Annotated in this window: 16 protein-coding genes and 1 riboswitch; of the genes, 15 read left to right on the plus strand and 1 reads right to left on the minus strand. The window is 70.5% G+C overall.

Annotated features, from left to right (window positions below):
* Positions 1 to 11 precede the first annotated feature (11 nt).
* The 5 genes from AB0I77_RS00680 (at position 12) to AB0I77_RS00700 (ending at position 5,266) form a co-directional block, all read left to right on the plus strand.
* Positions 12 to 1,022, plus strand: coding sequence for an ATP-binding cassette domain-containing protein (locus AB0I77_RS00680; RefSeq protein ID WP_363280076.1), 1,011 nt, complete (start codon positions 12 to 14; stop codon positions 1,020 to 1,022).
* A 7-nt stretch (positions 1,023 to 1,029) separates the two neighbouring features.
* Positions 1,030 to 1,818 (plus strand): ABC-2 family transporter protein, encoded by a 789-nt coding sequence (locus tag AB0I77_RS00685; RefSeq protein WP_363280077.1) that lies wholly within the window; start codon positions 1,030 to 1,032, stop codon positions 1,816 to 1,818.
* Positions 1,819 to 1,837: 19 nt separating this feature from the next.
* Complete coding sequence (locus tag AB0I77_RS00690) at positions 1,838 to 2,599, plus strand: ABC-2 family transporter protein (protein ID WP_363280078.1); 762 nt, start codon at positions 1,838 to 1,840, stop codon at positions 2,597 to 2,599.
* A 25-nt stretch (positions 2,600 to 2,624) separates the two neighbouring features.
* Positions 2,625 to 4,937, plus strand: coding sequence for an alpha-xylosidase (gene yicI / locus AB0I77_RS00695; protein ID WP_363280079.1), 2,313 nt, complete (start codon positions 2,625 to 2,627; stop codon positions 4,935 to 4,937).
* A gap of 104 nt (positions 4,938 to 5,041) precedes the next feature.
* Positions 5,042 to 5,266, plus strand: a complete 225-nt coding sequence (locus tag AB0I77_RS00700; protein WP_363280080.1) for a hypothetical protein — start codon at positions 5,042 to 5,044, stop codon at positions 5,264 to 5,266.
* Positions 5,267 to 5,272: 6 nt separating this feature from the next.
* Here AB0I77_RS00700 and AB0I77_RS00705 read toward each other — a convergent pair whose 3' ends face one another.
* Positions 5,273 to 7,132, minus strand: coding sequence for a non-ribosomal peptide synthetase (locus tag AB0I77_RS00705; protein ID WP_363280081.1), 1,860 nt, complete (start codon positions 7,130 to 7,132; stop codon positions 5,273 to 5,275).
* Positions 7,133 to 7,509: 377 nt separating this feature from the next.
* Between AB0I77_RS00705 and AB0I77_RS00710 the strand changes: the two genes are divergently transcribed.
* From AB0I77_RS00710 to AB0I77_RS00755, 10 genes are all read left to right on the plus strand, one after another.
* Complete coding sequence (locus AB0I77_RS00710) at positions 7,510 to 8,484, plus strand: ABC transporter ATP-binding protein (RefSeq protein ID WP_363280082.1); 975 nt, start codon at positions 7,510 to 7,512, stop codon at positions 8,482 to 8,484.
* Between the two features lie 11 nt (positions 8,485 to 8,495).
* A complete protein-coding gene (locus tag AB0I77_RS00715) occupies positions 8,496 to 9,284 on the plus strand; it encodes an ABC transporter permease (RefSeq protein ID WP_363280083.1) in 789 nt (262 codons plus the stop codon).
* A complete protein-coding gene (locus AB0I77_RS00720) occupies positions 9,245 to 10,057 on the plus strand; it encodes an ABC transporter permease (RefSeq protein ID WP_363280084.1) in 813 nt (270 codons plus the stop codon). The genes AB0I77_RS00715 and AB0I77_RS00720 overlap by 40 nt, the downstream gene beginning before the upstream one ends.
* A gap of 23 nt (positions 10,058 to 10,080) precedes the next feature.
* Complete coding sequence (locus AB0I77_RS00725) at positions 10,081 to 11,433, plus strand: condensation domain-containing protein (RefSeq protein WP_363280085.1); 1,353 nt, start codon at positions 10,081 to 10,083, stop codon at positions 11,431 to 11,433.
* A gap of 11 nt (positions 11,434 to 11,444) precedes the next feature.
* A complete protein-coding gene (locus AB0I77_RS00730) occupies positions 11,445 to 15,269 on the plus strand; it encodes an amino acid adenylation domain-containing protein (protein ID WP_363280086.1) in 3,825 nt (1,274 codons plus the stop codon).
* Positions 15,266 to 15,496, plus strand: a complete 231-nt coding sequence (locus tag AB0I77_RS00735) for an MbtH family protein (protein WP_363280087.1) — start codon at positions 15,266 to 15,268, stop codon at positions 15,494 to 15,496. Before AB0I77_RS00730 ends, AB0I77_RS00735 begins: the two co-directional genes overlap by 4 nt.
* Entirely contained in the window at positions 15,493 to 20,394 is a 4,902-nt protein-coding gene (locus AB0I77_RS00740; RefSeq protein ID WP_363280088.1) for an amino acid adenylation domain-containing protein, read from the plus strand. Before AB0I77_RS00735 ends, AB0I77_RS00740 begins: the two co-directional genes overlap by 4 nt.
* 109 nt (positions 20,395 to 20,503) lie before the next feature.
* A riboswitch (FMN riboswitch) is annotated at positions 20,504 to 20,632 on the plus strand.
* A 118-nt stretch (positions 20,633 to 20,750) separates the two neighbouring features.
* Positions 20,751 to 21,416 (plus strand): 3,4-dihydroxy-2-butanone-4-phosphate synthase, encoded by a 666-nt coding sequence (gene ribB, locus AB0I77_RS00745; protein ID WP_363280089.1) that lies wholly within the window; start codon positions 20,751 to 20,753, stop codon positions 21,414 to 21,416.
* Positions 21,417 to 21,456: 40 nt separating this feature from the next.
* Entirely contained in the window at positions 21,457 to 22,365 is a 909-nt protein-coding gene (locus tag AB0I77_RS00750; RefSeq protein WP_363280090.1) for a hypothetical protein, read from the plus strand.
* The gene (locus tag AB0I77_RS00755; RefSeq protein ID WP_363280091.1) at positions 22,366 to 23,583 is read left to right on the plus strand and encodes a hypothetical protein; all 1,218 of its coding nucleotides are present in this window, start codon (positions 22,366 to 22,368) and stop codon (positions 23,581 to 23,583) included.
* The last annotated feature ends 7 nt before the right edge of the window (positions 23,584 to 23,590 follow it).

Genomic DNA, 23,590 nt, shown 5'->3' on the forward strand with positions numbered 1-23,590 from the left:
GGGGGAGGCGAATGAAGATCATCGAGGTACGTGATCTTCGCAAGGAGTACCGGATCCCGGAGAAGGAACCCGGGCTCGCGGGCACGGTGCGAAGTCTGGTGCGCCCTCGCTACCGCACCAAGGTGGCACTCGCCTCGGTCGGCTTCGATATCGAGACCGGGGAGTCGGTGGGGTATCTCGGCTCCAACGGTGCCGGCAAGTCCACGACCATCAAGATCCTCACCGGGGTGATGTCCGCGACCGGCGGATTCGTCCGAGTGAACGGCTTCGAACCCCATCGCGACCGCAAGCGGCACGTCCGTGAACTCGGCGCCGTCTTCGGCCACCGCACCGGACTCTGGTGGGACCTGCCCGTCATCGACTCCTTCCGGGCCTTGAGCAGCATGTACGAGATCCCGGAGGCGGCCTACCGCACCAACCTGGAGGTCTTCACCGAGCTGCTCGAACTGAACGACTTCCTCTCGGTCCCGGTACGCCAGCTCTCGCTGGGCCAGCGCATGCGCGCCGATCTCGCGGGCGCCCTCCTGCACAATCCCCGCCTGGTCTTCCTGGACGAGCCGACGGCCGGACTCGACCTCAACTCCAAAGCGGCCGTACGGCAGTTCGTCCGCCATCTCAACCAACAGCACGGCACCACGGTCTTCCTGACGAGCCATGACATGGCGGACATCGAGGGGATCTGCGACCGGCTGATCATCCTGGACCGGGGCAGCAAGATCCTGGACGACGGCATCGACCGCGTGAAGCACCGGCTCACTACCAGCAGGCACCTGATCGTGACGGTGCCCGACACCGTGGACGTGAACGAGGTGGTCCGCACGGTCCACGACGGCACGGCCGCCTCTTGCACAGTCCTGGGCCGACAACAGATCTCCTGTGAGTTCGACCGGGCGTCGGTGAGCGTTCCACACCTGGTCGGGGTGATCATGCGGCAGCACGAGATCGTCGACTTCGAACTCCGGGAGCCCGACCTCGAAAGCATCGTCCAGCGCATCTTCCAACAGCGTCCGACCATGCCGTAGGAGCGAATTGAGGACTTTCGTCACGCTCGTCGGAACAGCGGTCCAGGAAGCCTTCATGTATCGCGGCCGCTATGTGGTGGGCGTGCTCATCAGCCTGCTCCAGATATTGGTTCTCTTCTCCGTCTGGCGTGCCGTCATGGAGAACCGGGAGAACCCGGCGGGATACACCTGGCCGGAGATGCGGACGTATTTGCTGCTGTCCTTTCTGCTCTCACTCCTGCTGTCGTTCGGCACGGAGGAACGGGTTTCGGCCAGCATCCGGGACGGCAGTGTCTCGATGGAGCTGCTGAAGCCCGTCCATTACGTGACGCTCCGTCTCACCGAGCTGCTGGCGGCCCTCCTCCTGGAGCTGCTGTCGGCCGGGCTCTGCCTGCTGATCGCCGCCCTCACTCTGGTCCGGGCGGTACCGCCCGAGTCCGGTATGGGGGCGGCCCTGGTGCTCTCGCTGCTCCTCGCCGTGGCGCTGAAGGGCGCCCTCGCCGTCGCCACCGGGATCCTCTGCTTCTGGACGACCAACGCCCTCGGCCTCATCTGGTGCCGCCAGGCCATTGCGCTGCTGCTCTCCGGGGCGATGTTCCCCTTGCCGATGCTCCCTGAGTGGCTGCGGGCGTTGGCGTACGCCCTGCCCTTTCAGGGCACCTTCCACACGCCCGTCCTCATCTACTTCGGCCGGGTCGACGCCGACGAGGCCGCCGGTCTCATCGCCGTTCAGGTGCTGTGGCTCGGCATCCTGTGCGCCACGGCCATGCTCCTGCTGAACCGCGGCTTCCGACGGCTGGATACCTATGGCGGCTGACCGAGGGACACCTCACTTCGTGCTGCTCCTGGGCCTCCAGTACCGGGCGAAGTCGGCCTACCGCTCGGACCTGTTGCTCCAGATCGTCGCCGCGCTGCTACGACAGGGCACCTGGCTGGCCTTCCTCCTGGTGCTGCTGCGCCGTGTCCCGGAGGTCCAGGGGTGGAGCACCTGGAAGATGATCCTGCTGTACGGCCTGGCGACCGCACCACTCGGCCTGAACGTCCTGTTGTTCAACGGGGTCTGGAAGCTCGGCGAACTCATCCGCAAGGGGGAGCTCGACACCCTGCTGCTGCGCCCCGTCGACCCGGTGCTGCACCTGTTCACCAGGGACGTGAGCCTGCACGGCCTTGGTGACCTCACCATCGGTGTCACCTCGCTGACCCTCGCCGCCTGTCACCTTCCGCTGCCCTACGGCATCTGGTCGGTGCCGCTGCTGCTGGTCTTCGTCCTGTCCGGCAGCCTGATCTACGGCTCGGTCAACCTGGCGTCGGCCTCCCTCGGGTTCTGGTTCCGGGAAGTGCACAACATCCCTTTCCTCGTCCACCAGTTCACCGACCTGGCCCGGTTCCCGCTGAACATGTACCCGCGCGCGCTGTTCCTGGTCTTCCTCTTTCCGCTGCCCTTCGCCTTCGTCACCTACCTCCCGGCCGACCTGCTCACGGGCGGCGGCTCCCTGTGGGCGGTCCTGGCCGCACCGGCCGCCGCACTCATCACCCACGCCTTGGCCAGGACGGTCTTCCAGTGCGGGCTGCGCCGCTACGAAAGTGCCGGAAACTAGTCAACTCCCAAGGAGGAGTGACCGGATGAAGTTCACCGACGGCTACTGGCTGCTCCGCGCAGGGGTCGTGGCCGCCCACCCCGCCGAGGCGTACCAGATCGTCCCCGGCACGGACTCGCTGACCGTGCGTGCCCCCGTCCAGAGGATCGAGCGCAGGGGCGACCTGGCGATGGGCCCCGTCGTCACCGTCCGCTGCTCCAGCCCGCTGCCCGATGTGATCGGCGTGGAGATCACCCACTTCGACGGGGTGCAGGCGCGCGGACCGGAGCTCGCGCTGAGCGCCGACAGCGGGGCCGGTGTCGAGGTGTCGGTGGACGCTGAGGCGGCGGTGCTCACCAGCGGTTCCCTGTCGGTCCGGTTCGCCCGGGACGACGACTGGCGCATGGACTTCGTCGCCGACGGGCGGGTCCTGACCGGCAGCAGGTCAAAAGCGATGGCGTTCATCGAGGCCGAGGGCCGCCACTATGTGCGCGAACAGCTCGACCTCGGCGTGGGACACCATGTCTACGGGCTCGGCGAGCGCTTCGGCCCGCTGGTCAGAAACGGCCAGAGCGTCGACATCTGGAACGAGGACGGCGGCACCTCCACCGAACAGGCATACAAGAACGTGCCGTTCTACCTCACCGACGCCGGCTACGGCGTCTTCGTGCACCACAGCGGGCGGGTCTCCTTCGAAGTGGGCTCGGAGGCGGTGGCGCGCACCCAGTTCAGCGTCGAGGGCCACAAGCTGCGCTACTACGTCATCCACGGCCCCACACCGAAGGACATCCTGCGCCGCTTCACCGCCCTGACCGGCCGCCCCGCGCGGCTGCCGGCCTGGTCCTACGGCCTGTGGCTGTCGACGTCGTTCACCACCTCGTACGACGAGGAGACCGTCACCTCCTTCATCGACGGCATGGCCGAACGGGACCTGCCCCTGTCGGTGTTCCACTTCGACTGCTTCTGGATGCGGGAGTTCCACTGGTGCGACTTCACCTGGGACCCGCGCACCTTCCCCGACCCGGCGGGCATGCTCGCGCGCTTGAAGGCCCGCGGGCTGAGGATCTGCCTCTGGATCAACCCGTACATCGCCCAGCAGTCGGCCCTGTTCGCCGAGGGCAAGGAACGCGGCTATCTGCTGCGCAGACCGAACGGCGATATCTGGCAGTGGGATCGGTGGCAACCCGGCCTCGCGGTGGTCGACTTCACCAACCCGGCCGCCCGTGACTGGTTCGCCGAGCACCTCGGGGCCCTGCTCGACATGGGCGTGGACTGCTTCAAGACGGACTTCGGGGAGCGCATCCCGCTGGATGTGGAGTACTTCGACGGCTCCGATCCCGAACGCATGCATAACCACTACGCCTACCTCTACAACCAGGTGGTCTTCGAGCTCCTGGAGAAGCGCCGAGGCCGAGGGGAGGCAGTGCTGTTCGCCCGCGCGGCCACCGCCGGCACCCAGCGCTTCCCGGTGCACTGGAGCGGCGACTGCGAGGCGGCCTTCGCGGGCATGGCGCAGAGCCTGCGCGGCGGACTCTCCCTCGGGCTGTGCGGATTCGGCTACTGGAGCCACGACATCGGGGGTTTCATCGGCCGACCCGACGCAGCGGTGTTCAAGCGCTGGATCGCCTTCGGCCTGCTGTCCTCGCACAGTCGGCTGCACGGCGGCTGGTCCTACCGGGTTCCCTGGGAGTTCGACGAGGAGGCCGTGGAGGTGCTGCGCTCCTTCACCCGGCTCAAGATGCGGCTGATGCCGTACCTGAGCCGGATCGCGGAGGAGGCACACACCGACGGACTGCCCATGATGCGGCCGATGGTGCTGGAGTTCCCCGACGACCCGGCCTGCGCCCACCTGGACACCCAGTACATGCTCGGCGACTCTCTGCTGGTCGCGCCGGTGTTCTCGGCCGACGGGCAGGTCCGCTACTACGTGCCCGAGGGCTGCTGGACCAGCTTGCTGACCGGAGCGACGGTCGAGGGCCCCCGCTGGGTCGAGGAGCGGCACGGCTTCGACAGCCTGCCCGTGCTGGTCAGGCCCGGCGCGGTGATCCCCGTCGGAGCCGTCGACGACCGGCCCGACTACGACCACGCCGCCGGAGTCACCCTGCGCGTCCACCCCGGGCCCGGGGCGGCCACCACGCGGATCATGTCCCCCGACGGCCGTCCGTCCGTGGACTTCTTCGTCGACCGGAGCGACGGCCGGACGCGCGTCACGGCGGACCGGCCGGTGCCCGGCTGGTCCGTGCTGCTCGTGGGCGCGTCCACGCCGTCCTCGGTGCACGGTGCCGTGCCCGAAGCGGTGCCGGAGGGGACACTGCTGCGGACCCTGTCCGGCGCGCTCACCGTGGAGGCCGTCGAGTGAGCTCTCAGGGGCAGGTCCGCCCCATCGCGTAGGCGGACGCCGCCTCCTACGACCACACCGAGGCATGATCGTCGACGAAGCCGCGAGCTGAGCCGGGGCAGGACGTGGCGGATACGACCAAGGTCTGTGGCCGGCTCCACTTCATCGCCCGGCGCATGGACTGGGAGTTCCTCGGGCCCGTCTGGGCGGGAGACACCAGCGAGGCGAAGGTCACCGTGCGGTCGCTCGGGGAGGCCAGGGCGGGTGTCGCGGGGGAGTTGGAGCTCGTCATCGAGAAGCACGGCGAGCCGGTGATGCGGGGCGAGAGCACCGGCGTCATCCGCCGCTGACCGTCGTCACAGCGGCCCGTCGTCGAGCCCTCCGGCGACGGCCGCCCGGGCTGCGTTCGCCACCGTGTCGCCGTCGAGCAGGATGTCCGCGACGAGATCGTCGTCGGAGTCCAGGCCCAGCCGCTCGGCGATGAGGAACGAGATCTCCACGGCGGCCAGCGAGTCGCCGCCGAGCTGGTGGAAGTCGTCGAACCGGCCGACCTCGTCGAGGTCCAGGACATGCGCCCAGACCCCGGAGATCAGCAGCTCCAGCCGGGTCGCGGGCTCCTCGAACGCGGTCGCGAGGCCGGGGCGCCCGCGCCCCGGCCCGGGCAGCCGCGCCCGGTCGGTCTTGCCGTGCTTGCCGACCGGCAGCTCCTCGACGACGCTGATCCGCGCCGGCACCGACCGGCTGGGGATCCGCTCCCCCAGGTGACCCATGAGCGCACCGAGCGGATCGAGCAGCTCATGGCCGGGCCGCAGGACCACATGGGCGGCGAGCGACCAGCGTCCCGACCCGCTCCGGTACGGCACGACGCAGGCGTCCAGCACCGCCTCGTGGTCCCGCAGCGCGCTCTCCGCCTCGGCGGGCTCGACGCGCTGCCCCCTGATCTTCACCTGGCCGTCGAGGCGTCCGCAGAACTCGATCTGCCCGTCCGGGGTGTACCGGCCGAGGTCACCGGTGCGGAAGGTGCGCCAGCCCGCGGGCGGTTCGGGCGGGAGCGGCGAGAAGCGGGCCGCCTGCGCCGTATCGGCGTCGAGGTAGCCGGAGGCGACGCCGATGCCCTGGAGACAGATCTCGCCCACCTCCCCGACCGGGCAGATCGTCTCGTCCCGGTCGAGGAGGTACACGCGGGTGTTGTCGATGGGCCGGCCGATCGGGACCGGGTCACGCGGCGCCAGGTCCGCCCGGGCATGGGTCACGTCGATGGACGCCTCCGTCGGGCCGTACAGATTGTGCAGCTCGGCGTCCGACTGGCGGGCGAACTCCTTGACGAGGTCGGTGGTGAGCGCCTCGCCGCTACAGAACACCAGCCGCAGGTCGGGGCAGCGCCGGGCGCCGTCGGCCCGCAGCCACAGGCGCAGCATGGAGGGCACGAAGTGAGCGACGGTGACCCGGTGTTCGGTGAAGTGGGTGATCAGCGCCTCCGGAGAGGTGTGCTCCTCCGGCGGGATCACCACTGCGCGAGCGCCCGCGTACTGCGGCCAGAACAGCTCCCAGCCGGCCACGTCGAAGGTGACGGGAGTCTTCAGCGCCACCCGGTCGGCCGGGGTGAGCGGAAAGGCCCGTTGCATCCACCGGACCCGGTTGGCGAAGCCCTGGTGGGTGCAGACGACCCCCTTGGGCCGCCCGGTGGAACCCGAGGTGAAGATGATCTGGGCCGTGGCATCGGCGTCCATCGTCACCGGCTCGCGACCGGCGTCCGCGGCATACCTCGGCCGTACGTCGAAGGTCGTGAGCGTCGGGAAGTCCTGAGTGTCTCCGGCCACCAACACCGCGGTGGCGCCTGCGGCTTGTGCCGCCGACTGCCGCCAGGCCGGTGGATCGGTCACCCCGAGCGGGCAGTAGGCGCTCCCGGACAGGGCGACGGCCTGGACCGCGGCGACGAGTTCGGCCGAGCGGTCGATCGCCACGCCGAAGACCCCGGCGCCGAACCTCTCGTCGAGCGCCGCGCGCAGCCCGAAGACCCACTGCCCGAGTTCGTCGTACGACCAGTCACGGTCGCCGTCGGTCAGCGCGATCCGGGAACCACCCTCGGCGTACCGGCGTTCCAGCTCCCGGAGCACCTTGTCGGGCCGGACGGGCACGACCTCGCCCTGGAGGCCCTCGATGACCGCCCGGTCGGCGGGGTCGCAACGGGCCCACGGATCGTGATCCGACGGCATGGTCACACCTTTCTGGCGCCATTATCGGAAATCGGGGGGACGCCCGGTTTTCTTCGGCCGGCGGAGATTTCGCGAACTGTTCTCGGCGAGGGCCGGCGGTGACATCCGGAAAACCATTGGATTCGCAGGGGATTGGCGGAGCCTAACCCCGCCCTCCCGGGCCTGACAAGGCCGGATCAGGGCCAACTCCGAGCGCGCCGTACGCCGTTCACCTGGAACGCACCTGGATGACAGGGCCAGTTTCGGACAACCTGGCCGGTGTTGATTGAGGAAGATCCGGCAGGGATTTAGGGTCGGAGAGCCTCCCCGACTGCCATCCGACAGTCGCTGTGGAAATTGCAGTCCCTCTTCTCGTCCGATGGCCGTAAGAGGTGCGAATGCAGGATTCCGAATCAGCGTCCGCCATCGCCGTGGACGACCTCACCCGAACCTTCCGCGGACCCCAGGGCCGAGTGAAGCGTGCGGTCGACGGACTGTCGCTGCGCGTGGAGCGCGGCGAGATGGTCGGACTGCTCGGGCCCAACGGCGCCGGCAAGACCAGCACCGTCAAGATCCTCATGACCGTGCTGCTGCCGACCTCCGGCCGGGCCCGCGTCCTCGGACACGACGTCGTGGCGCAGGCGCAGACCGTGCGCCGCCTCACCGGCGTCATCCTCGGGGGCGACCAGGGCCTGTACGCGCGCCTGTCGGCCCGGGACAACCTGCTGCTCTTCGCCGACCTGTACGGGCTGCCGTACCGGGAGCAGAAACGGCGCGTGCCCGAACTGCTCGACATGGTCGGGCTGTTGGGGGAGGAGCGCAAACGGGTCGAGTCCTACTCCCGCGGGATGAAGCAGCGGCTGCACATCGCGCGCGGCCTGCTGCACGACCCGGAGGTGGTCATCCTGGACGAGCCGAGCAACGGCATCGACCCCGTCGGGGCCCGCGAACTGCGCGCCCTCGTACGCGAACAGGTGCACCGGGGCCGGACCGTACTGCTCACCACCCACTACATGTTCGAGGCCGACGAACTGTGCGACCGCGTGGTGGTCATGCGCGAGGGCCGGAAGATCGCCGAAGGCACCCCGGAGTCGCTGAAGAAGCAGACGGACGGCCAGGTCGTGCTGACCGTGCACCTCAACGGCGCAGGGGAGGACGACCTGGTCCGGCTGCGCGCCCTGCCCGGCATCCAGTCGGTGAGCCTGTCGGACCGGGACGCGGGCCAGGTGCTCGACGTGCACAGCGGCCAGGAGACGGACGTGACCGCCGCCGTACTGGCCGAACTGCGCGGGCTGTCCGTCCTCCAGGTCTTCAAACGCGAACCCACTCTGGAGGACGCCTACGTCTCCCTCATCGCCGGAGCCGCGCGGTGACCGCGTCACCGATGACCCCCGGCCCCCGGGCGACGGCCGGCTATCTGCTGCGCGCCTGGCGGCTGGAGCTGCGCCAGCTCGTCCGCACCCGCCTGTACGTCTTCCTCGCCGTCTTCCTGCCGCTGATCTGCGCCTCGCTGGCGTTCTACATGCTCGACGGCTCGGACCGGGACCTCGCCCCCGTCTCGGTGGCGATCAGCGCCGGACTCATGGGCATGTGGTCCTCCACCCTGCTCGGCTCCGGCAACGCCATCAACCGGCTGCGCTGGATGCAGGTCCTCGAACCCCTGGTCGCCAGCCCCCGCTCCACCTTCCTGATCACCCTGCCGTTCGCCCTCGCCACCGCCACGCTGGGCGTCTACGGCCTCGCGGCCACCCTGGTGTGGAGCGCCCTGCTGTTCGACATGCCCCTGCACCTGGCCGACCCGGCGCTGTTCCTGGCGGCCCTGCCGGCCACCGTGCTGGCGCTGGGCATGCTCGGCCTGCTGCTGTCCTCGGCGTTCATCCTGTATCCGACCGCCCAGTCGCTGGCCAACTTCTTCGAGTACCCGGTGTGGATGCTCAGCGGCATGCTCGCCCCCATCTCCACGCTCCCCGGCCCGGTGCGCACCATCTCCTGGTGTCTGTCGCCCACTTGGGGAGTGAAGGCCCTGGAAGGGGCGGCCCTCGGATCCGCCGGGGCGGGCCGCGCTGTCGGGATGTGCGTCCTGCTCTCCGCCGTCTACGGCGCCCTCACGCTGCTGTTGCAGAGGAGGTTCGAGTGGATGGCACGCTCCAGCGGCACGCTGGCGCTTCAGTGACCCTGCGGCTGTTCCTCGTGGCGGGCTGGCGCTCGCACCTCGCCCTGTTCCGCTGGCTGCGGCCCTCCGCGTTCATCCCGACCGTCATCGGCGTGCCGGTGGTGCAGCTGGTGTGGTTCGCCCATCTCGGCCGCTACCTGGGCACCCACCCGGTCGCGTACTACGTGGTGGGCAACGCCCTCATCTCCTGCGCGATGGCCGGTCTGTTCGCGCCGTCCATGTCGATCCAGGGCGAACGCCACAGCGGCACCCTCAACGCGCTCCTGGCCACCCCGGCCAACCGTGCGGTCATGTTCGGCGGCCGTATCGTGCCCGCCGTCCTGATCGGGGCGTTCACCTCGACGGTCATGCTGGGCTTCGGCGTCGCCGTGGGATGGGTGGTCATCCCCGCCGCCGCCCTGCCCGGACTGGCCGCCGCCGTCCTGGTCGCCGCCCTGTCGTGCAGCGCCTGCGGCCTGGTCATCGGGGCGATAGGACTGCGCACCCGCGAGGCGACCTTCGTCTCCAACGTGGTGCTGTACGCCATTCTCCTGCTGTGTGGGGTGAACATCCCCCTCGACCGACTGCCGAGTTGGCTCGCCCTCATCGGCCGGGCGATGCCCATGACGCAGGGCATCGAGGCGGCCCGGCGAGCCCTCGCAGGGCACGGCGGAGTGCCGGGCCTGCTCGGCTGGGAACTGCTCAAGGCCGCCGTCTACATCCTGCTGGCCCTGCTCCTGCTGCGGGTCCTGGAACGGATGAGCCGTGCCACCGCCGCCCTCGACGACGTATGAGGAAGACGTATGAGGAAAGGGACATGACCACGAAGCCGGCCGCCGACCGCGCCCCCCTGACCTACGGCCAACTGTCCGTCTGGCGGGTCATGACCGACTGGCCGCCCGACCGCTGGCCCGAGACCTACCTGAGCACCGTGGTACCGGTATCGCCCGACTGCTCGCTCACGTCGGTGACCACGGCGCTGCACACCCTGTGCGCCCGCCACGAGTCGCTGCGCACCCGGTTCGCCGACACCCCGCACGGACCCGAACAGCACATCATGCCGGTCGCGGACACGGTGGACGTCGCCGTGGACGAGCGGCCCGGTGCCACCCGGGCCGAGGCCGAGGCGGCCGGCCGCGAGCGGGCGGGGCAACCCATCGACCGGGAGAAGGACTTCGCCCGCCGCTTCACCGTGGTGACCGACGGCGGACGCCCGGCCTACGCCGTCATCGTCGTCGACCACATCGTCGCCGACGGCTACGGATTGGCCAGATTGCGCGCCGAAGCCGCCGCCCTGATGGGCGCGGACGACCCCGACGGCAAGCGGCGACTCGACGAAACCCCGCCGCAGCCAAGGGACTTGGCCCGCCTTCAGCGCTCCGAAGCTCAGCGCCCGCGCCGCGAGGCCGCCCTCGGCTACTGGCGTGGCCTGCTACGGACGCTGCCTGCGGATCTGTTCCCGGTGCCCGACCGGGACGGCCACCACCCCGGCCGTATCGAGGCCGTCCTGCAGTCGCCGGGCGCGCGGGCCGCACTCGGTACCGCCGCCAGGCGGCTGGGCGTGCCGCCCCAGGGAGTCCTGCTCGCCCTCACCTCCCTGGCCACGGCGGCGGTGACCGGAACCGGGCAGGTCGTCCACACCCTCCAGTCGAGCAACCGCTTCACCACACCCTGGCGCACCATCGTCAGCTCCATGAACCAGTACGTGCCGCTACCGCTCGAACCCGGTGCCGTCCCCTTCGCGCGGTACGCCAGACACGTCCACGGAGCCGCCCTCAAGGCCTACCGCTTCGGTACGTACGACATCGACGCGGTGACCGACCTGGTGCGCACCGAACGGGGCATCGTGCTCGGCTTCGACCACTTCTACAATTTCATGGCCCATGACGTCCCCACCGGTCCCGAGGAGTCCGACCCCGGACCCCGCCGGATCGAGGCCACCCGCCCCTACCGCCAGATCGGCCCCCGGTTCGACGTCAAGGTCCGCGGCGGCCCCGACATGCCGCTCGTCGTACGGGCCGACCCCGCGCTTCTCCCACAGCCCGGCCTGCACGCGCTGCTGGCCTGGTACGACGACGAACTGCGCCGCCTGGCGGCCGATGGCGGGACCATGACCGACGCCCTGCTCGCCACCTGCCGGTCCGCTCTGTCTGCCGAGGCCGCGCGATGACGGGGCTCCCCATGTCCCATGCCCAACGGCGACTGTGGTTCCTGGAGCACGTGGGAGCCGGGGGAACGGCCTACCACCTCGCCGCGGGGGTACGACTGACAGGACCCCTGAACGTGCCGGCGCTGGACACGGCGCTGGCTGACGTGGCGGAACGGCATGAGCCGTTGCGCACGGTCTTCACCGACGAGCCCGGCCAGGAGATCCTCGAAGGCTTTCGACCCGAGTTGACGGTGACATCCGTGTCCGAGAGCCGGCTCGACGCGGCAGTGCGCGCCGCGACCGCGGCGCCCTTCCGGATCGACGAACGACCCCCCTTCCGCGCTGCCCTGTTCCGGCTCGGCCCCGAAGAGCACGTTCTCGTCCTGATGGCCCATCACATAGCCGTCGACGGATGGTCGGTCCCCATCCTGATGCGCGACCTCGGCACGGCCTACCGACAGCGCGCCGTCGGGCTCGCCGGCCCGGGGTGGGACGAACTCCCCGTCCGATACAGCGACTACACCCTGTGGCAGCGTGACCTGCTCGGCGACCCGGCGGATCCGCTGAGCCTGCGGTCCCGCCAGACGGACTTCTGGCGCCGCGCCCTGGCCGGCCTCCCGGACGCGCCCGCCCTCCCCACCGACCGACCGCGCCCGGCGACCGCCCGCCACCACGGCGCCCGCACGCCCGTGACCTGCGACCCGGAGCGGTACCGGGACCTCGTCCGGCTCGCCCGCGAACACCACTGCACGCCCTTCATGGCGGTGCACGCCCTCCTCGCGGTGCTGCTCAGCCGCCTCGGAGCGAGCGACGACACGGTGCTCGGAGCCGCCGTCTCCGGACGCACCGAGGAACCCATGGCCGACCTGGTCGGCTTCTTCGTGAACACCCTGGTCCTGCGCACGAACCTGTCCGACGACCCCTCCTTCCGCCAGGTGCTCGACCGGGTCCGCCAGACCGACCTGGACGCCTACGCCCACCAGGACCTGCCCTTCGACCTGCTGGTCGAGGCGCTCAACCCCAGCCGCTCCCTGGCCCACCACCCCCTGTTCCAGGTCCTGCTCGCCTTCGAGAGCCACGGCCCCGAACAGCCCGACTTCGGTGTCGTCCGGGCCGCCCGGCTCCCGGTGGACGGCCCTCCGGCAGCCAAGGTCGACCTGACGTTCCAGCTCGTGGAGGAGCAGGCCGAGGACGGCACGCCTCTGCACCTGACCGGCTACCTCGAATACGACACGGACCTGTTCGAGGCGGACACGGCCGACGCGATCCCCGCCCGCCTCGACCAGCTCCTCGGTGCCGTCGTCACCGATCCGGACCGCCCGGTGGCGGAGATCGACCTGCGCACACCGCAGGAGCGCAAGCTGATCACCACGGCCGACTCCCCGCGCCGCCCGGTCACGACCCTGCCGCAGTCCCTCGCCGACCAGGCCGCCCGCACCCCGGACGCGCCCGCCGTCGTATGTGGCGACACGACACTGACCCACGCCGACCTGCACACGCGCGCGGACCGGCTCGCACACCGCCTGACCGCGTCGGGCGCCGCACCCGGCGGAATTGTCGCGGTGGCCCTGCCGCGGTCCGTCGACTTCGTGGTCGCGATCCTCGCCGTCCTCAAGGCGGGCTGCGCCTACCTCCCCGTAGACCCTGAGCTGCCCACCGCGCGGGTCGACGACATGCTGGCGGAGGCGCGGCCCGTGTGTGTGCTGACCGAGGACGGCATGCTCGCGTGGGACTCGGACCAGGGCGCCGCTTCGGGGCCGCGCCCCGAGCACCCCGCCTACGTCATCCACACCTCCGGCTCCACTGGACGCCCCAAGGGAGTTGTCGTCTCGCACGCCGCGATCGACAACCGGCTGAGGTGGATGCAGGACGCCTACCCCCTCAGGCCGGGCGACCGAGTCCTGCACAAGACCCCCGCCGGATTCGACGTATCCGTCTGGGAGCTCTTCTGGCCCCTGCGCGAAGGCGCCGTACTGGTCGTGGCCGGACCCGACGAGCATCGCGACCCCGCGCAACTGGCCCGCACGATCCGCGAACAGTACGTGACCATCGCGCACTTCGTGCCGTCCGTGCTGGACCTGTTCCTCACCGAGCCGGAGGCGGCCGGCTGCACCGGACTGCGGCGGGTGTTCGCCAGCGGCGAGGCACTGCCCGCGGAAACGGCACGCCGGTTCCACGCGACGCTGCCCGAGGTCTCGCTGGTGAACCTGTACGGCCCCACGGAAGCGGCCGTTGACGTCACGCACCACCCCTGCCGACCCGGCGACGACGGGCCGGTGCCGATCGGGCTGCCGGTGGCGAACACGCGGACGTACGTCCTCGACACATGCCTGCGCCCCTGTCCCCCCGGCGTCCCGGGGGAGTTGTACCTCGCCGGTGCGCAACTGGCCGACGGCTACCTGCACCGACCGGCCCTGACCGCCTCCCGGTTCGTCGCCGATCCGTACGGCCCGCCCGGCGCCCGGATGTACCGCACCGGCGACATCGTCCGCCAGCGGCGCGACGGGGTGCTGTACTACCTGGGCCGCGACGACCAGCAGGTCAAGTTCCACGGCCGGCGGCTGGAACTGGGCGAGATCGAGAGCCTGTTGCGTGCCGACGACACCGTGGGAACCTGCTGCGCCGTCCTGCGCGTGGCCGACGACGGCGAACAGCGGCTGATCGCGTACGTCACCCCCGCCCAGGGAAAGCAACTGCCGCCCGATCCGGACGAGTTGCGCCGACGACTGGCGCAGCGGCTGCCGGAGGCCGCAGTGCCCGGTGCCGTCGTCGTGCTCGACCGTCTGCCGCTGACCCCGAACGGCAAGCTCGACCGCGCGGCCCTGCCGCTCCCCGCGCCGCCGATCCGCGCGGCGGGAACGGACAGCGCACCCCGGACCCCACAGGAGAAGGCCGTCGCCCGGGCCTTCGCGGACGTTCTCGGACTGCCCTCCCTGGATCGCGACTCCGACTTCTTCGCCAGCGGCGGGCACTCCCTCCTCGCGGTCCGTCTCGCGCGCCGTCTGCGCCAGGAGTTCGGTACGGACGTACCGGTGCAGGCGGTGTTCCGCCGGCCCATGGTCGCGGCACTGGCCGCCGACCTCGAGGTCACCTCCGACGGGACGGAGCCGCTGCTGACGCTCCGCTCCCGGGGCACCGGCGCGCCACTGTTTTTCGTCCACCCCGGCACCGGGCTGAGCTGGTGCTACCACCGGCTCCTGGATCACCTGGACACGGCCCGTCCGGCCTACGCGCTCCAGGCAATCGGGGTTTCGGAACTGCCGGGCAGCGTCGAGGAAATGGCCGACGACTACATCCGCCGGATCCGGGAGATCCAGCCCGAGGGGCCGTACCACCTCCTCGGCTGGTCCCTCGGCGGCCAGATCGCCCACGCGATGGCCGTCCGGCTGCGGCGCGCGGGACAACGGGTCGATCTCCTGGCGCTCTTTGACAGCTACGCCACGAGCGACCCGGCCGACGAGGAGGAACTGGCCCGTCAGGCCCTGCACAACCTGTGCGACGGCCGCGCGCCCGCCGCTGTACTCGACGACGCGACCATGGCCGAGGTACGGGCGCACGTCCCGCTGCTGGCCGACGCCGAACCGGAACGCGTACGGGCCGTCCTGCGGGCCGGCAGGAACAACCTGCGCCTGGCACAACGCTTCGTCCCCGACCGCTTCGACGGCGATCTGATCCTGCTGACCGCCCGCGAGGCGGCCCCGGCGGACCTCGGCTGGGCCAGGTTCGTCACCGGGCGAGTGACCGTCGTACCCGTCGACTGCGGTCACTACGACATGTTCACCACGGCCGTCGAGAAGGTCGGCCGGTCGCTGGTCCCGTTTCTGGCCGCGCCCGCATCACCCGAGGAGTCCTCGTGAGCAACCCGTTCGACGACACCGAGGTGCCGTTCCACGTCCTCGTCAACGACGAGGGACAGCACTCGCTGTGGCCGGCCCGGCTGCCCGTCCCCGACGGCTGGCGGGTCGTACTCGCCGACCGCGACCGCGAGGAGTGCGTCACCTACGTCGACACACACTGGACCGACCTGCGGCCCCTCGGCCTGGTCCGGGCGATGGCCGCCGACGCGGAAAGGCGCAACTCGTGACGACTCCCGCGCAGCTCTGCGAGGAACAGGCCGCCCGTACCCCCCACGCCGTCGCCCTCCGGTGCGGCGACGAGACGCTGACCCACGCGGAGCTCCACGTCCGCGCCGACCGGCTGGCCCGACGGCTGCGAGAGCAGGGCGTGGGCCCCGAAAGCCTGGTGGCTGTCTCGCTGCCGCGCTCCCCGGACCTGGTCGTGGCCCTCCTGGCGGTGGCCAAGACAGGCGCCGCGTATCTGCCGCTGGACCCCGACCACCCGGCCCCGCGCACCGCGAGCATCCTGGCGGACGCATCCCCGTCAGTGCTGCTGACGGAGTCCTCGATACGGCCCCTCTGGGACGACGACGAGCCGTCCGGTCGGCCGCCGACCATCCATGCGGACAACACCGCGTACGTCATCTACACCTCGGGCTCCACCGGCCGGCCCAAAGGCGTCGCCGTCACCTTCGGCAACATCGCCCATCTGCTGCGCACGTTCGCCGAGCGGCTGAAGCCGACCCCCGACGACCGGCTGCTCGCGGTCACCACCGTCGCCTTCGACATCGCCGCCCTGGAGATCTTCCTGCCCCTGCTGACCGGTGCGCGCCTGATCCTGGCCACCGACGACGAACACCGAGACCCCGTACGGCTGTCCCGAGCCGTCGAACGGCACGGCATCACCCTGCTTCAGGCCACCCCCGCCCTGTGGCAGTCACTGCTGGAATCCGGTCCCGTGGACTTGTCCCGGGTCCGCGCCCTCGTCGGCGGCGAGGCCCTCCAGAGCGGCCTCGCCCGTGAACTGCACGCGCGCACCCGCGAGGTGACCAACGTCTACGGCCCCACCGAGACGACCGTCTGGTCCACCGCGGCGACCCTGGACCGCGAGGACCGACTGCACCGCCCGCCGATCGGCGAGCCCCTGGGGGACACGTGCGTGTATGTGCTGGATGGGGTTCTGCGTCCGGTGCCCGCGGGTGTGTGGGGGGAGTTGTATGTGGCGGGGGCGGGTGTCGCGCGGGGGTATGGGGGGCGTGGCGGGCTGACGGCGGTCCGGTTCGTGGCGGACCCGTTCGGTGGCGGGGGTCGGATGTACCGGACCGGTGACGTGGTGCGGTGGGGGGTGGACGGCGGTCTGGAGTTCCGGGGGCGTTCCGACTTTCAGGTGAAGGTGCGCGGTTTTCGGGTGGAGTTGGGCGAGGTCGAGGCGGTGGTGGGCGGGGTCGACGGCGTAGGCCGGGCCGTGGCGGTGCTCCGTGAGGACCGGCGGCTGGTGGCCTACGTGGTCCCGCTGGCCGGGCACCGGGTCGTGGGTCCTGAGGTAAGGCGTGTGGTGGCCGGGGTGTTGCCGGAGTACATGGTGCCGTCGGCGGTAGTGGTGCTGGCGGACGGGCTGCCGTTGACGGTGAACGGGAAGGTGGACCGCGCCCGGTTGCCGGTACCGGACTACGGGGCGGGCGCGTCTGGTGGGGCACCCGCGGATGAGCGGGAGGAGGGGCTGTGCCGGTTGTTCGGTGAGGTGCTCGGCGTGGAGGGCGTGGGGCCCAAGGACGGGTTCTTCGATCTGGGCGGCCACTCTTTGCTCGCCGTGCGGCTGGTGGCGCGGGTGCGTGCCGAGTTGGGCTGCGAGGTGTCCGTACGGGACGTCTTCGACCACCCGACCGCACGGAAGCTGGCCGGATGTCTGGACCGCCCCGCCGCCCCACGCCCCGCCCTGGTCTCCGCACCGCGTCCCTCGCGATTGCCGCTGTCCCACGCACAGCGCCGCCTGTGGTTCCTGGGCCGCCTGGAAGGCCCGACGGCCACCTACAACATGCCCCTCGCCCTCCGCATGCGCGGACCGCTCGACACCGCCGCGCTGCACGAGGCGCTGGCTGACGTCGTGGCCCGGCACGAGGCACTGCGGACCGTCTTTCCGGAGACCGACGGAGAACCGAGGCAGGAGATCGTCGAGGCCCAACTCCCCGTCGTCGACATGCGCAACGCCGAGGAAGCGCTCGCCTTCCTTGAGCGGGGGTTCGATCTGGCCGCCGAACTCCCCATGCGTGTAGGACTGTTGCGTAATGCTCCCCAGGACCACACCCTCCTGCTCGTCGTTCACCACATCGCGTGCGACGGATGGTCCATGGCCCCGCTGGCCCGCGACCTGCTCGACGCCTACGCCGCCCGCACTGGCGACCGCCGACCGTCCGCCGCGCCCCTGTCGGTCCAGTACGCCGACTACACCCTCTGGCAGCACCGTCTCCTCGGCGACCCGCACGACTCCGACTCCCTGTACGCGCGCCAACTCGACTACTGGCGCACGGCGTTGCGCGGTCTTCCCGAGCAACTGGAGCTGCCCTTCGACCATCCCCGGCCGATGCGCGCCTCCTACCGCGGCGCCGCCACCACGCTGACCGTCGGCGCGCCGGAACACCGCGCCCTGCACCGCCTGGCCAGGGAGTCGGGCGCCACCGTGTTCATGGCCGTACGAGCGCTCGTAGCCGCCCTGCTCACCCGCCTGGGCGCCGGAACCGACGTTCCTCTCGGAGTCCCCGTCGCCGGCCGAACCGACCCGGCACTGGACGACATGGTGGGCTTCTTCGTCAACACCCTGGTGCTGCGTACCGACACCTCCGGGGACCCGAACTTCCGGGAGCTGCTGACCCGGGTTCGCCACGCCGACCTCGACGCCCTGGCCCACCAGGACCTCCCGTTCGAATGCCTCGTCGAGGACTTGGCCCCGCCGCGCTCGACGGCCCGGCACCCTCTCTTCCAGGTCCTTGTGGTGAGCCAGAACAACGACCGGGCACGGTTCCGGCTGCCCGGCCTCGACGTCGACGCCGAGGAACCCCGGCTCGGCGTGGCCAAGTTCGACCTCTCCTGCAGCCTCGACGAGCGGTACACGCACGACTCGGAACCGGACGGCATCGAGATCACCGTCGAGTACGCCACCGACCTCTTCGAATCGGCCACGGTGGAGCGGATGAACGGGTATCTGCGCCGCCTGCTGGACGCGGTGCTCGCCGACCCCGAAGCGCCGCTCGGCAGCCTCGACCTCATGCCCGCCGAAGAGCGCCGCCGCGTACTCGTCGACTGGAACGCCACGGACCGCCAGGTCCCTCCGCACAGCCTGCCGCAGATGATCGAGGCCCAGGTCGCCCGGACCCCCGAGGCCGTTGCCCTCGTCCACGAGGACGAGTCCCTCACCTATGCGGAGCTCAACGCCCGTGTGAACCGGATGGCCCGGCTGCTCGCCGGGATGGGCGTGGGGCCGGAGCAGACGGTCGCGCTGTTCCTGCCGCGCTCCGTCGAACTGCTGGTGGCTCTGCTCGGCGTGGTCAAGGCCGGAGCCGCCTATCTGCCGCTCGACCCCGACTACCCGGCCGAGCGCATCGCCTACATGCTTCAGGACGCACGGCCCATCCGCGCCCTGACGGTGACCGGCATGAGCGAACGGCTCCCGACCGTCGCGCGGACCGTGGTGATCGACGCGCCTGCGGTACTCGACACCCTGGCCCGCCAACCCGACACCGACCTCACCACAACGCATCGGCCCGATCACCCCGTCTACGTCATCTACACCTCCGGCTCGACCGGGCGGCCCAAGGGCGTGGTGTTTCCCTCGGGCGCGCTGGTCAACCTCATGGCCTGGCACGCCGAGACCGTCGGCGGCGGGCCGGGCACGACGACGGCACAGTTCGCGTCACTCAGCTTCGATGCCGCCGCCCACGAGATCTTCTCCGCGCTGACCTCGGGCAAGACCCTCGCCGTCCCACGGGACGAGGTCCGCAAGGACACCCGGTCGCTGGTCCGCTGGCTCGCACACCACGACGTGAACGAACTGTTCGCGCCGACCCCGGTCGTCGAGACCGTCGTCGACACGGCCCGCGAACTCGGCCTGGCCCTCCCCGCCTTGACCGACATCGTCCAGGCGGGCGAGGCCCTCACCCTCCAACCGCCCCTGCGCGACTTCTGCTCGGCAGTCCCCGGCCGCCGTCTGCACAACTTCTACGGTCCCACCGAGACCCACGTCGTCACCGCGCACACCGTGACCGAGGAGGAGATCCGCTCGGGCGTCACGAGCGTCCCGATCGGAGGGCCGATCTGGAACACGTGTGTGTACGTGCTGGATGAGGCATTGTCTCCGGTGCCGGTGGGCGTGTGGGGGGAGTTGTATGTGGCGGGGGGTGCCGTGGGACGGGGGTATTGGGAGCGTGGCGGGCTGACGGCGGCCCGGTTCGTGGCGGACCCGTTCGGTGGTGGAGGGCGGATGTACCGGACGGGGGATGTCGTGCGGTGGGGGGTGGACGGCGGTCTGGAGTTCCGGGGGCGTTCCGATTTTCAGGTGAAGGTGCGCGGTTTTCGGGTGGAGTTGGGCGAGGTCGAGGCGGTGGTGGGCGGGGTTGAGGGGGTGAGCCGGGTGGTGGCGGTCGTGCGTGAGGACCGGCCGGGGGACCGGCGGTTGGTGGCCTACGTGGTGCCGGAGGCCGGGCACCGGGTCGTGGGTCCTGAGGTAAGGCGTGTGGTGGCGGGGGTGTTGCCGGAGTACATGGTGCCGTCGGCGGTAGTGGTGCTGGCGGACGGGCTGCCGTTGACGGTGAACGGGAAGGTGGACCGCGCCCGGTTGCCGGTACCGGACTACGGGGCGGGCGCGTCTGGTGGGGCACCTGCGGATGAGCGGGAGGAGGCGCTGTGCCGGTTGTTCGGTGAGGTGCTCGGCGTGGAGGGCGTGGAGGGCGTGGGGCCGGAGGACGGGTTCTTCGATCTGGGCGGCCACTCTTTGCTCGCCGTGCGGCTGGTGGCGCGGGTGCGTGCCGAGTTGGGCTGCGAGGTGTCCGTACGGGACGTCTTCGACCACCCGACCGCACGGGGAGTGGCCGGACGTCTGGACGACCGGCCCGCCACCCCGCGCCCCGCCCTCCGCCGCAGGGTGGTCACGTGATCAAACGCATTATCGGCCGAGAACCTGTGTTTATGAGCAGAGGTGTATGGAAGGGCCTGGCGCGTCAGATAGGGCTGTGGCAACATAGAGCTGCCAAATTTAATCCACACAACGCAAGCGGGGTTCGGTGCAATTCCGAACCGGCGGTGAAAGCCCGCGACCCGGTCGAAGCCAGCGGCCGGTTGACCCGATGAAATTTCGGGGCCGACGGTTAAAGTCCGGAAGGGAGTTTGCGTGTAGTGGCATTCTGGCGTTCACCGGCGAATATCCGACCGGTGCGCCCTGGGCTGTCGCGCTCTTCCGCTCCCGACCTCGCTCGTGCTTGGTGCATGGCCATGCCGGAAGAGGAGATGGGGATGTTCCCACTCGAGACCGTCGAGGAAGCCATCGACACTGTGCGGGCCGGAAGGCCGGTGGTGGTGGCCGATGACAATGACCGGGAGAACGAGGGCGACCTGATCTTCGCCGCCCAGTACGCCACCCCGGAACTGCTGGCTTTCATGGTGCGCCACACATCGGGATATGTCTGCGCGCCATTGACCCCGCAGGACTGCGACCGCCTTGAACTGCCACCGATGTGCTCCACCAACCAGGACCGGCGCGGCACCGCCTACACCGTGACCGTCGACGCCCGCGACGGCGTCACCACCGGTATCTCGGCCGCCGACCGCGCCCATACCATCCGGCTGCTCGCCGATCCGGCCACCTCGGCCGGCGACCTGTGCCGGCCGGGCCATGTGGTCCCGCTGCGCGGCGTCCCCGGCGGTGTGCTGCGCCGTACCGGACACACCGAGGCGACGCTCGATCTCGTGCGACTGGCCGGCTGCCGCCCCGCGGGCGTGCTGTGCGAGCTGGTCAACGACGACGGGACCATGAAGCGCCTGCCCGATCTGCGCCGCTTCGCCGACGAGTTCGAGCTGCCGCTGATCACCGTCGCCCAGTTGGTCCAGTACCGCCGCAAGATCGGCGACACGCACGACGACCCCCGCAAGAACGACCTGGCCATCGGTGCCGCCCGGTGATCCGGCCGACCGCCTGAGGAAGAACCCGTCTGGAGGTACCGTGGAGCTTCGCCATCGTGACGTCGGCCCGGGAAGGCCGCAGAGCCCTCTTGAACCCGAGGGCCTGCATATCGCCCTGATGGGCATCGACGGGGCGGGGAAGAGTACGATCGCCGTCGAATTGGCCGATTCCCTGCGTGCGGCCGGCCACAAGGTGGAGATCGTCAATTTCAAGCGGGCCATGGCGGGAGCGGAACCGGCCACCGCCGGCGTGCTGTTCCATGTGGCGTTCGCCGCCCTGCGGGCTCAATACGCGGAAGCCGTTCCGGCAGATCCCCTGAGCGACCTCGCCACGCTGCTGACCGGTGACGACGACAGTGCGAAGTTCTCCGAGATCGAGGACGGGCTGCGCGCGGTGGATGTCTCGGGCAACGGCGCGCGGCCCCTGCTGTCCTCGGCGGTCCTGGAGATCGTCGGCGGCTTCTGGGTGCACAGCTATGTGGAGTCGCGGCTGCGCGACGGGGTCGTCGTCGTGAACGACAGCTTCGGGTACAAACACGCCCTGAAGAACGTGCTGTTGGCCCAGCGGTTGTCCGGTCCCGGTTCCTCCGTGCATGCCGAAGCGCAGCGCGTGCTGGAGGCCGCCAGATCGCTCTTCCACGCCCTGTTCCGGCCGACGTACGGCTACTGGGTCGACACCGATCCGCGGCTGGCCCTGCGCTGGCGGGCGACCACGGGCGATGTCACCACCCCGTTCGAGAGTTACGGCCTGGCCGGGGAGCACGGTGAGGCGTCGTTCCTCGCGATGCAGGATCACTGCCGTCAGGCATTCGGGGAAGCCGCGCGGGAGTGGCAGTGGCAGAGCATCGCCCTGGCGGACGTACCGCGGGAGGAGAACATCGGGCGAGCCGTCCGGCTCATCGAGCAGGACGCTCTGCGGCACCTCGAGCGGGCACGGGCAGCGCGGTAGATGCGGAGCGGATACGACACCGAGAGCAGAGGACTCGCCTGGCTGCGTCAGTGTCTGGCCGAGGAGCGGGCGGAGTCCGGGCTGGCCTTCAACCCGCTCCGCGACGCCTTCCAGCGCGCTCCCGAAGAGGTCTACGCCGCGTTACGGCACCGCAGTCCGGTCCACTACAGTCGGCTGCTGGACTGCTGGGTGGTCACCCGGTACGAGGATGTCGCCCGCCTGTTGCGCGAGCACGGTGTCTTCCGCAGCAGCCCGGATTCGACCACTCAGGACCTCGTCGATCCCTATGTGACGCTCGACCCCGACCGGCCGTCACTGTTCATGCTCGACCCGCCCGACCACACGCGGCTGCGCGGCGCCGTCCGGGACGCGTTCGGGCCCGAGGCGATACGGCGGCTGACCCCGCGGCTGGAGGACTGCGTGCGCCGGGTCATCCGGTCCCTGGGCCGTTCGGGCGACCAGGTCGATCTGGTGACGCGGTTCGCCGACGTCATCCCGCTGCGCGTGTTCGACCTGATCTCCGGACTCGATCTTCACACCGTGGACGAGGTCACCGGCTGGGTGGACCAGATCGTGCGCGGACTTGAGCCCATCGCCACAGCACGGACCGCCCAGCAGGCGCTGACGGCCTATCAGGCGCTGGGTGCCTGCCTCGACGAGCGGCGCTCCGGGCCGGCCCGGGAGGGGTCGCTGCACTGGTCACTGCTCCGCGGTGTCGAGGCGGGCGAGCTGACCGACGCGGAGGCCCGGCAGTTGCTGATGTTCCTGGTGCTCGCCGGGACGAAGACCGTCTCCGACTTCCTCGCGAGCGCCGCCCGGGAGCTGAGCGCGCTGCCGCCCGGGGCCCCCGACCGGCGGTACGTCGACAGTGCCCTGGTGGACGATCTGATCGCGCGCGCCTCGCCCGTGCAGATCGTGGCCCGGACGGCGGCGGTGTCGACGGTGGTGGGTGGCCGCCGTATCCGAGCGGGGCAGAGGACCCTGCTCGTGCTCGCCTCCGCCAACCGCGATCCGGCCCGTGCCGGACGGGTGCGACGCGATGTCGCGTTCGGAGGCGGGATCCACTACTGCCTGGGGGCCCATCTGGCCCGCATGGAGGGGCGGTTCGCGCTGTCCTGCCTGCTGGAGACTTTCCCCGGCATCCGGCTGACCGACGCGAAGCCCTCGCGCCGGTGCGTCACCCTGCGCAGTTGGGACAGCGTCATCGTGCACCTATGAGACAACC

This window comes from Streptomyces sp. NPDC050619 (assembly GCF_040654815.1).
In the GTDB taxonomy this organism is placed as follows: Bacteria; Actinomycetota; Actinomycetes; order Streptomycetales; family Streptomycetaceae; genus Streptomyces.

What these genes read in the sequence shown, in the direction of transcription:
- AB0I77_RS00680 (WP_363280076.1), top strand. Translation starts at nt 12, where the DNA reads ATGAAGATCATCGAGGTACGTGATCTTCGCAAGGAGTACCGGATCCCG.
- yicI (WP_363280079.1), top strand. Translation starts at nt 2,625, where the DNA reads ATGAAGTTCACCGACGGCTACTGGCTGCTCCGCGCAGGGGTCGTGGCC.
- AB0I77_RS00705 (WP_363280081.1), bottom strand. Translation starts at nt 7,132, where the DNA reads ATGCCGTCGGATCACGATCCGTGGGCCCGTTGCGACCCCGCCGACCGG.
- AB0I77_RS00710 (WP_363280082.1), top strand. Translation starts at nt 7,510, where the DNA reads ATGCAGGATTCCGAATCAGCGTCCGCCATCGCCGTGGACGACCTCACC.
- AB0I77_RS00715 (WP_363280083.1), top strand. Translation starts at nt 8,496, where the DNA reads ATGACCCCCGGCCCCCGGGCGACGGCCGGCTATCTGCTGCGCGCCTGG.
- AB0I77_RS00725 (WP_363280085.1), top strand. Translation starts at nt 10,081, where the DNA reads ATGACCACGAAGCCGGCCGCCGACCGCGCCCCCCTGACCTACGGCCAA.
- AB0I77_RS00730 (WP_363280086.1), top strand. Translation starts at nt 11,445, where the DNA reads ATGTCCCATGCCCAACGGCGACTGTGGTTCCTGGAGCACGTGGGAGCC.
- ribB (WP_363280089.1), top strand. Translation starts at nt 20,751, where the DNA reads ATGTTCCCACTCGAGACCGTCGAGGAAGCCATCGACACTGTGCGGGCC.
- AB0I77_RS00755 (WP_363280091.1), top strand. Translation starts at nt 22,366, where the DNA reads ATGCGGAGCGGATACGACACCGAGAGCAGAGGACTCGCCTGGCTGCGT.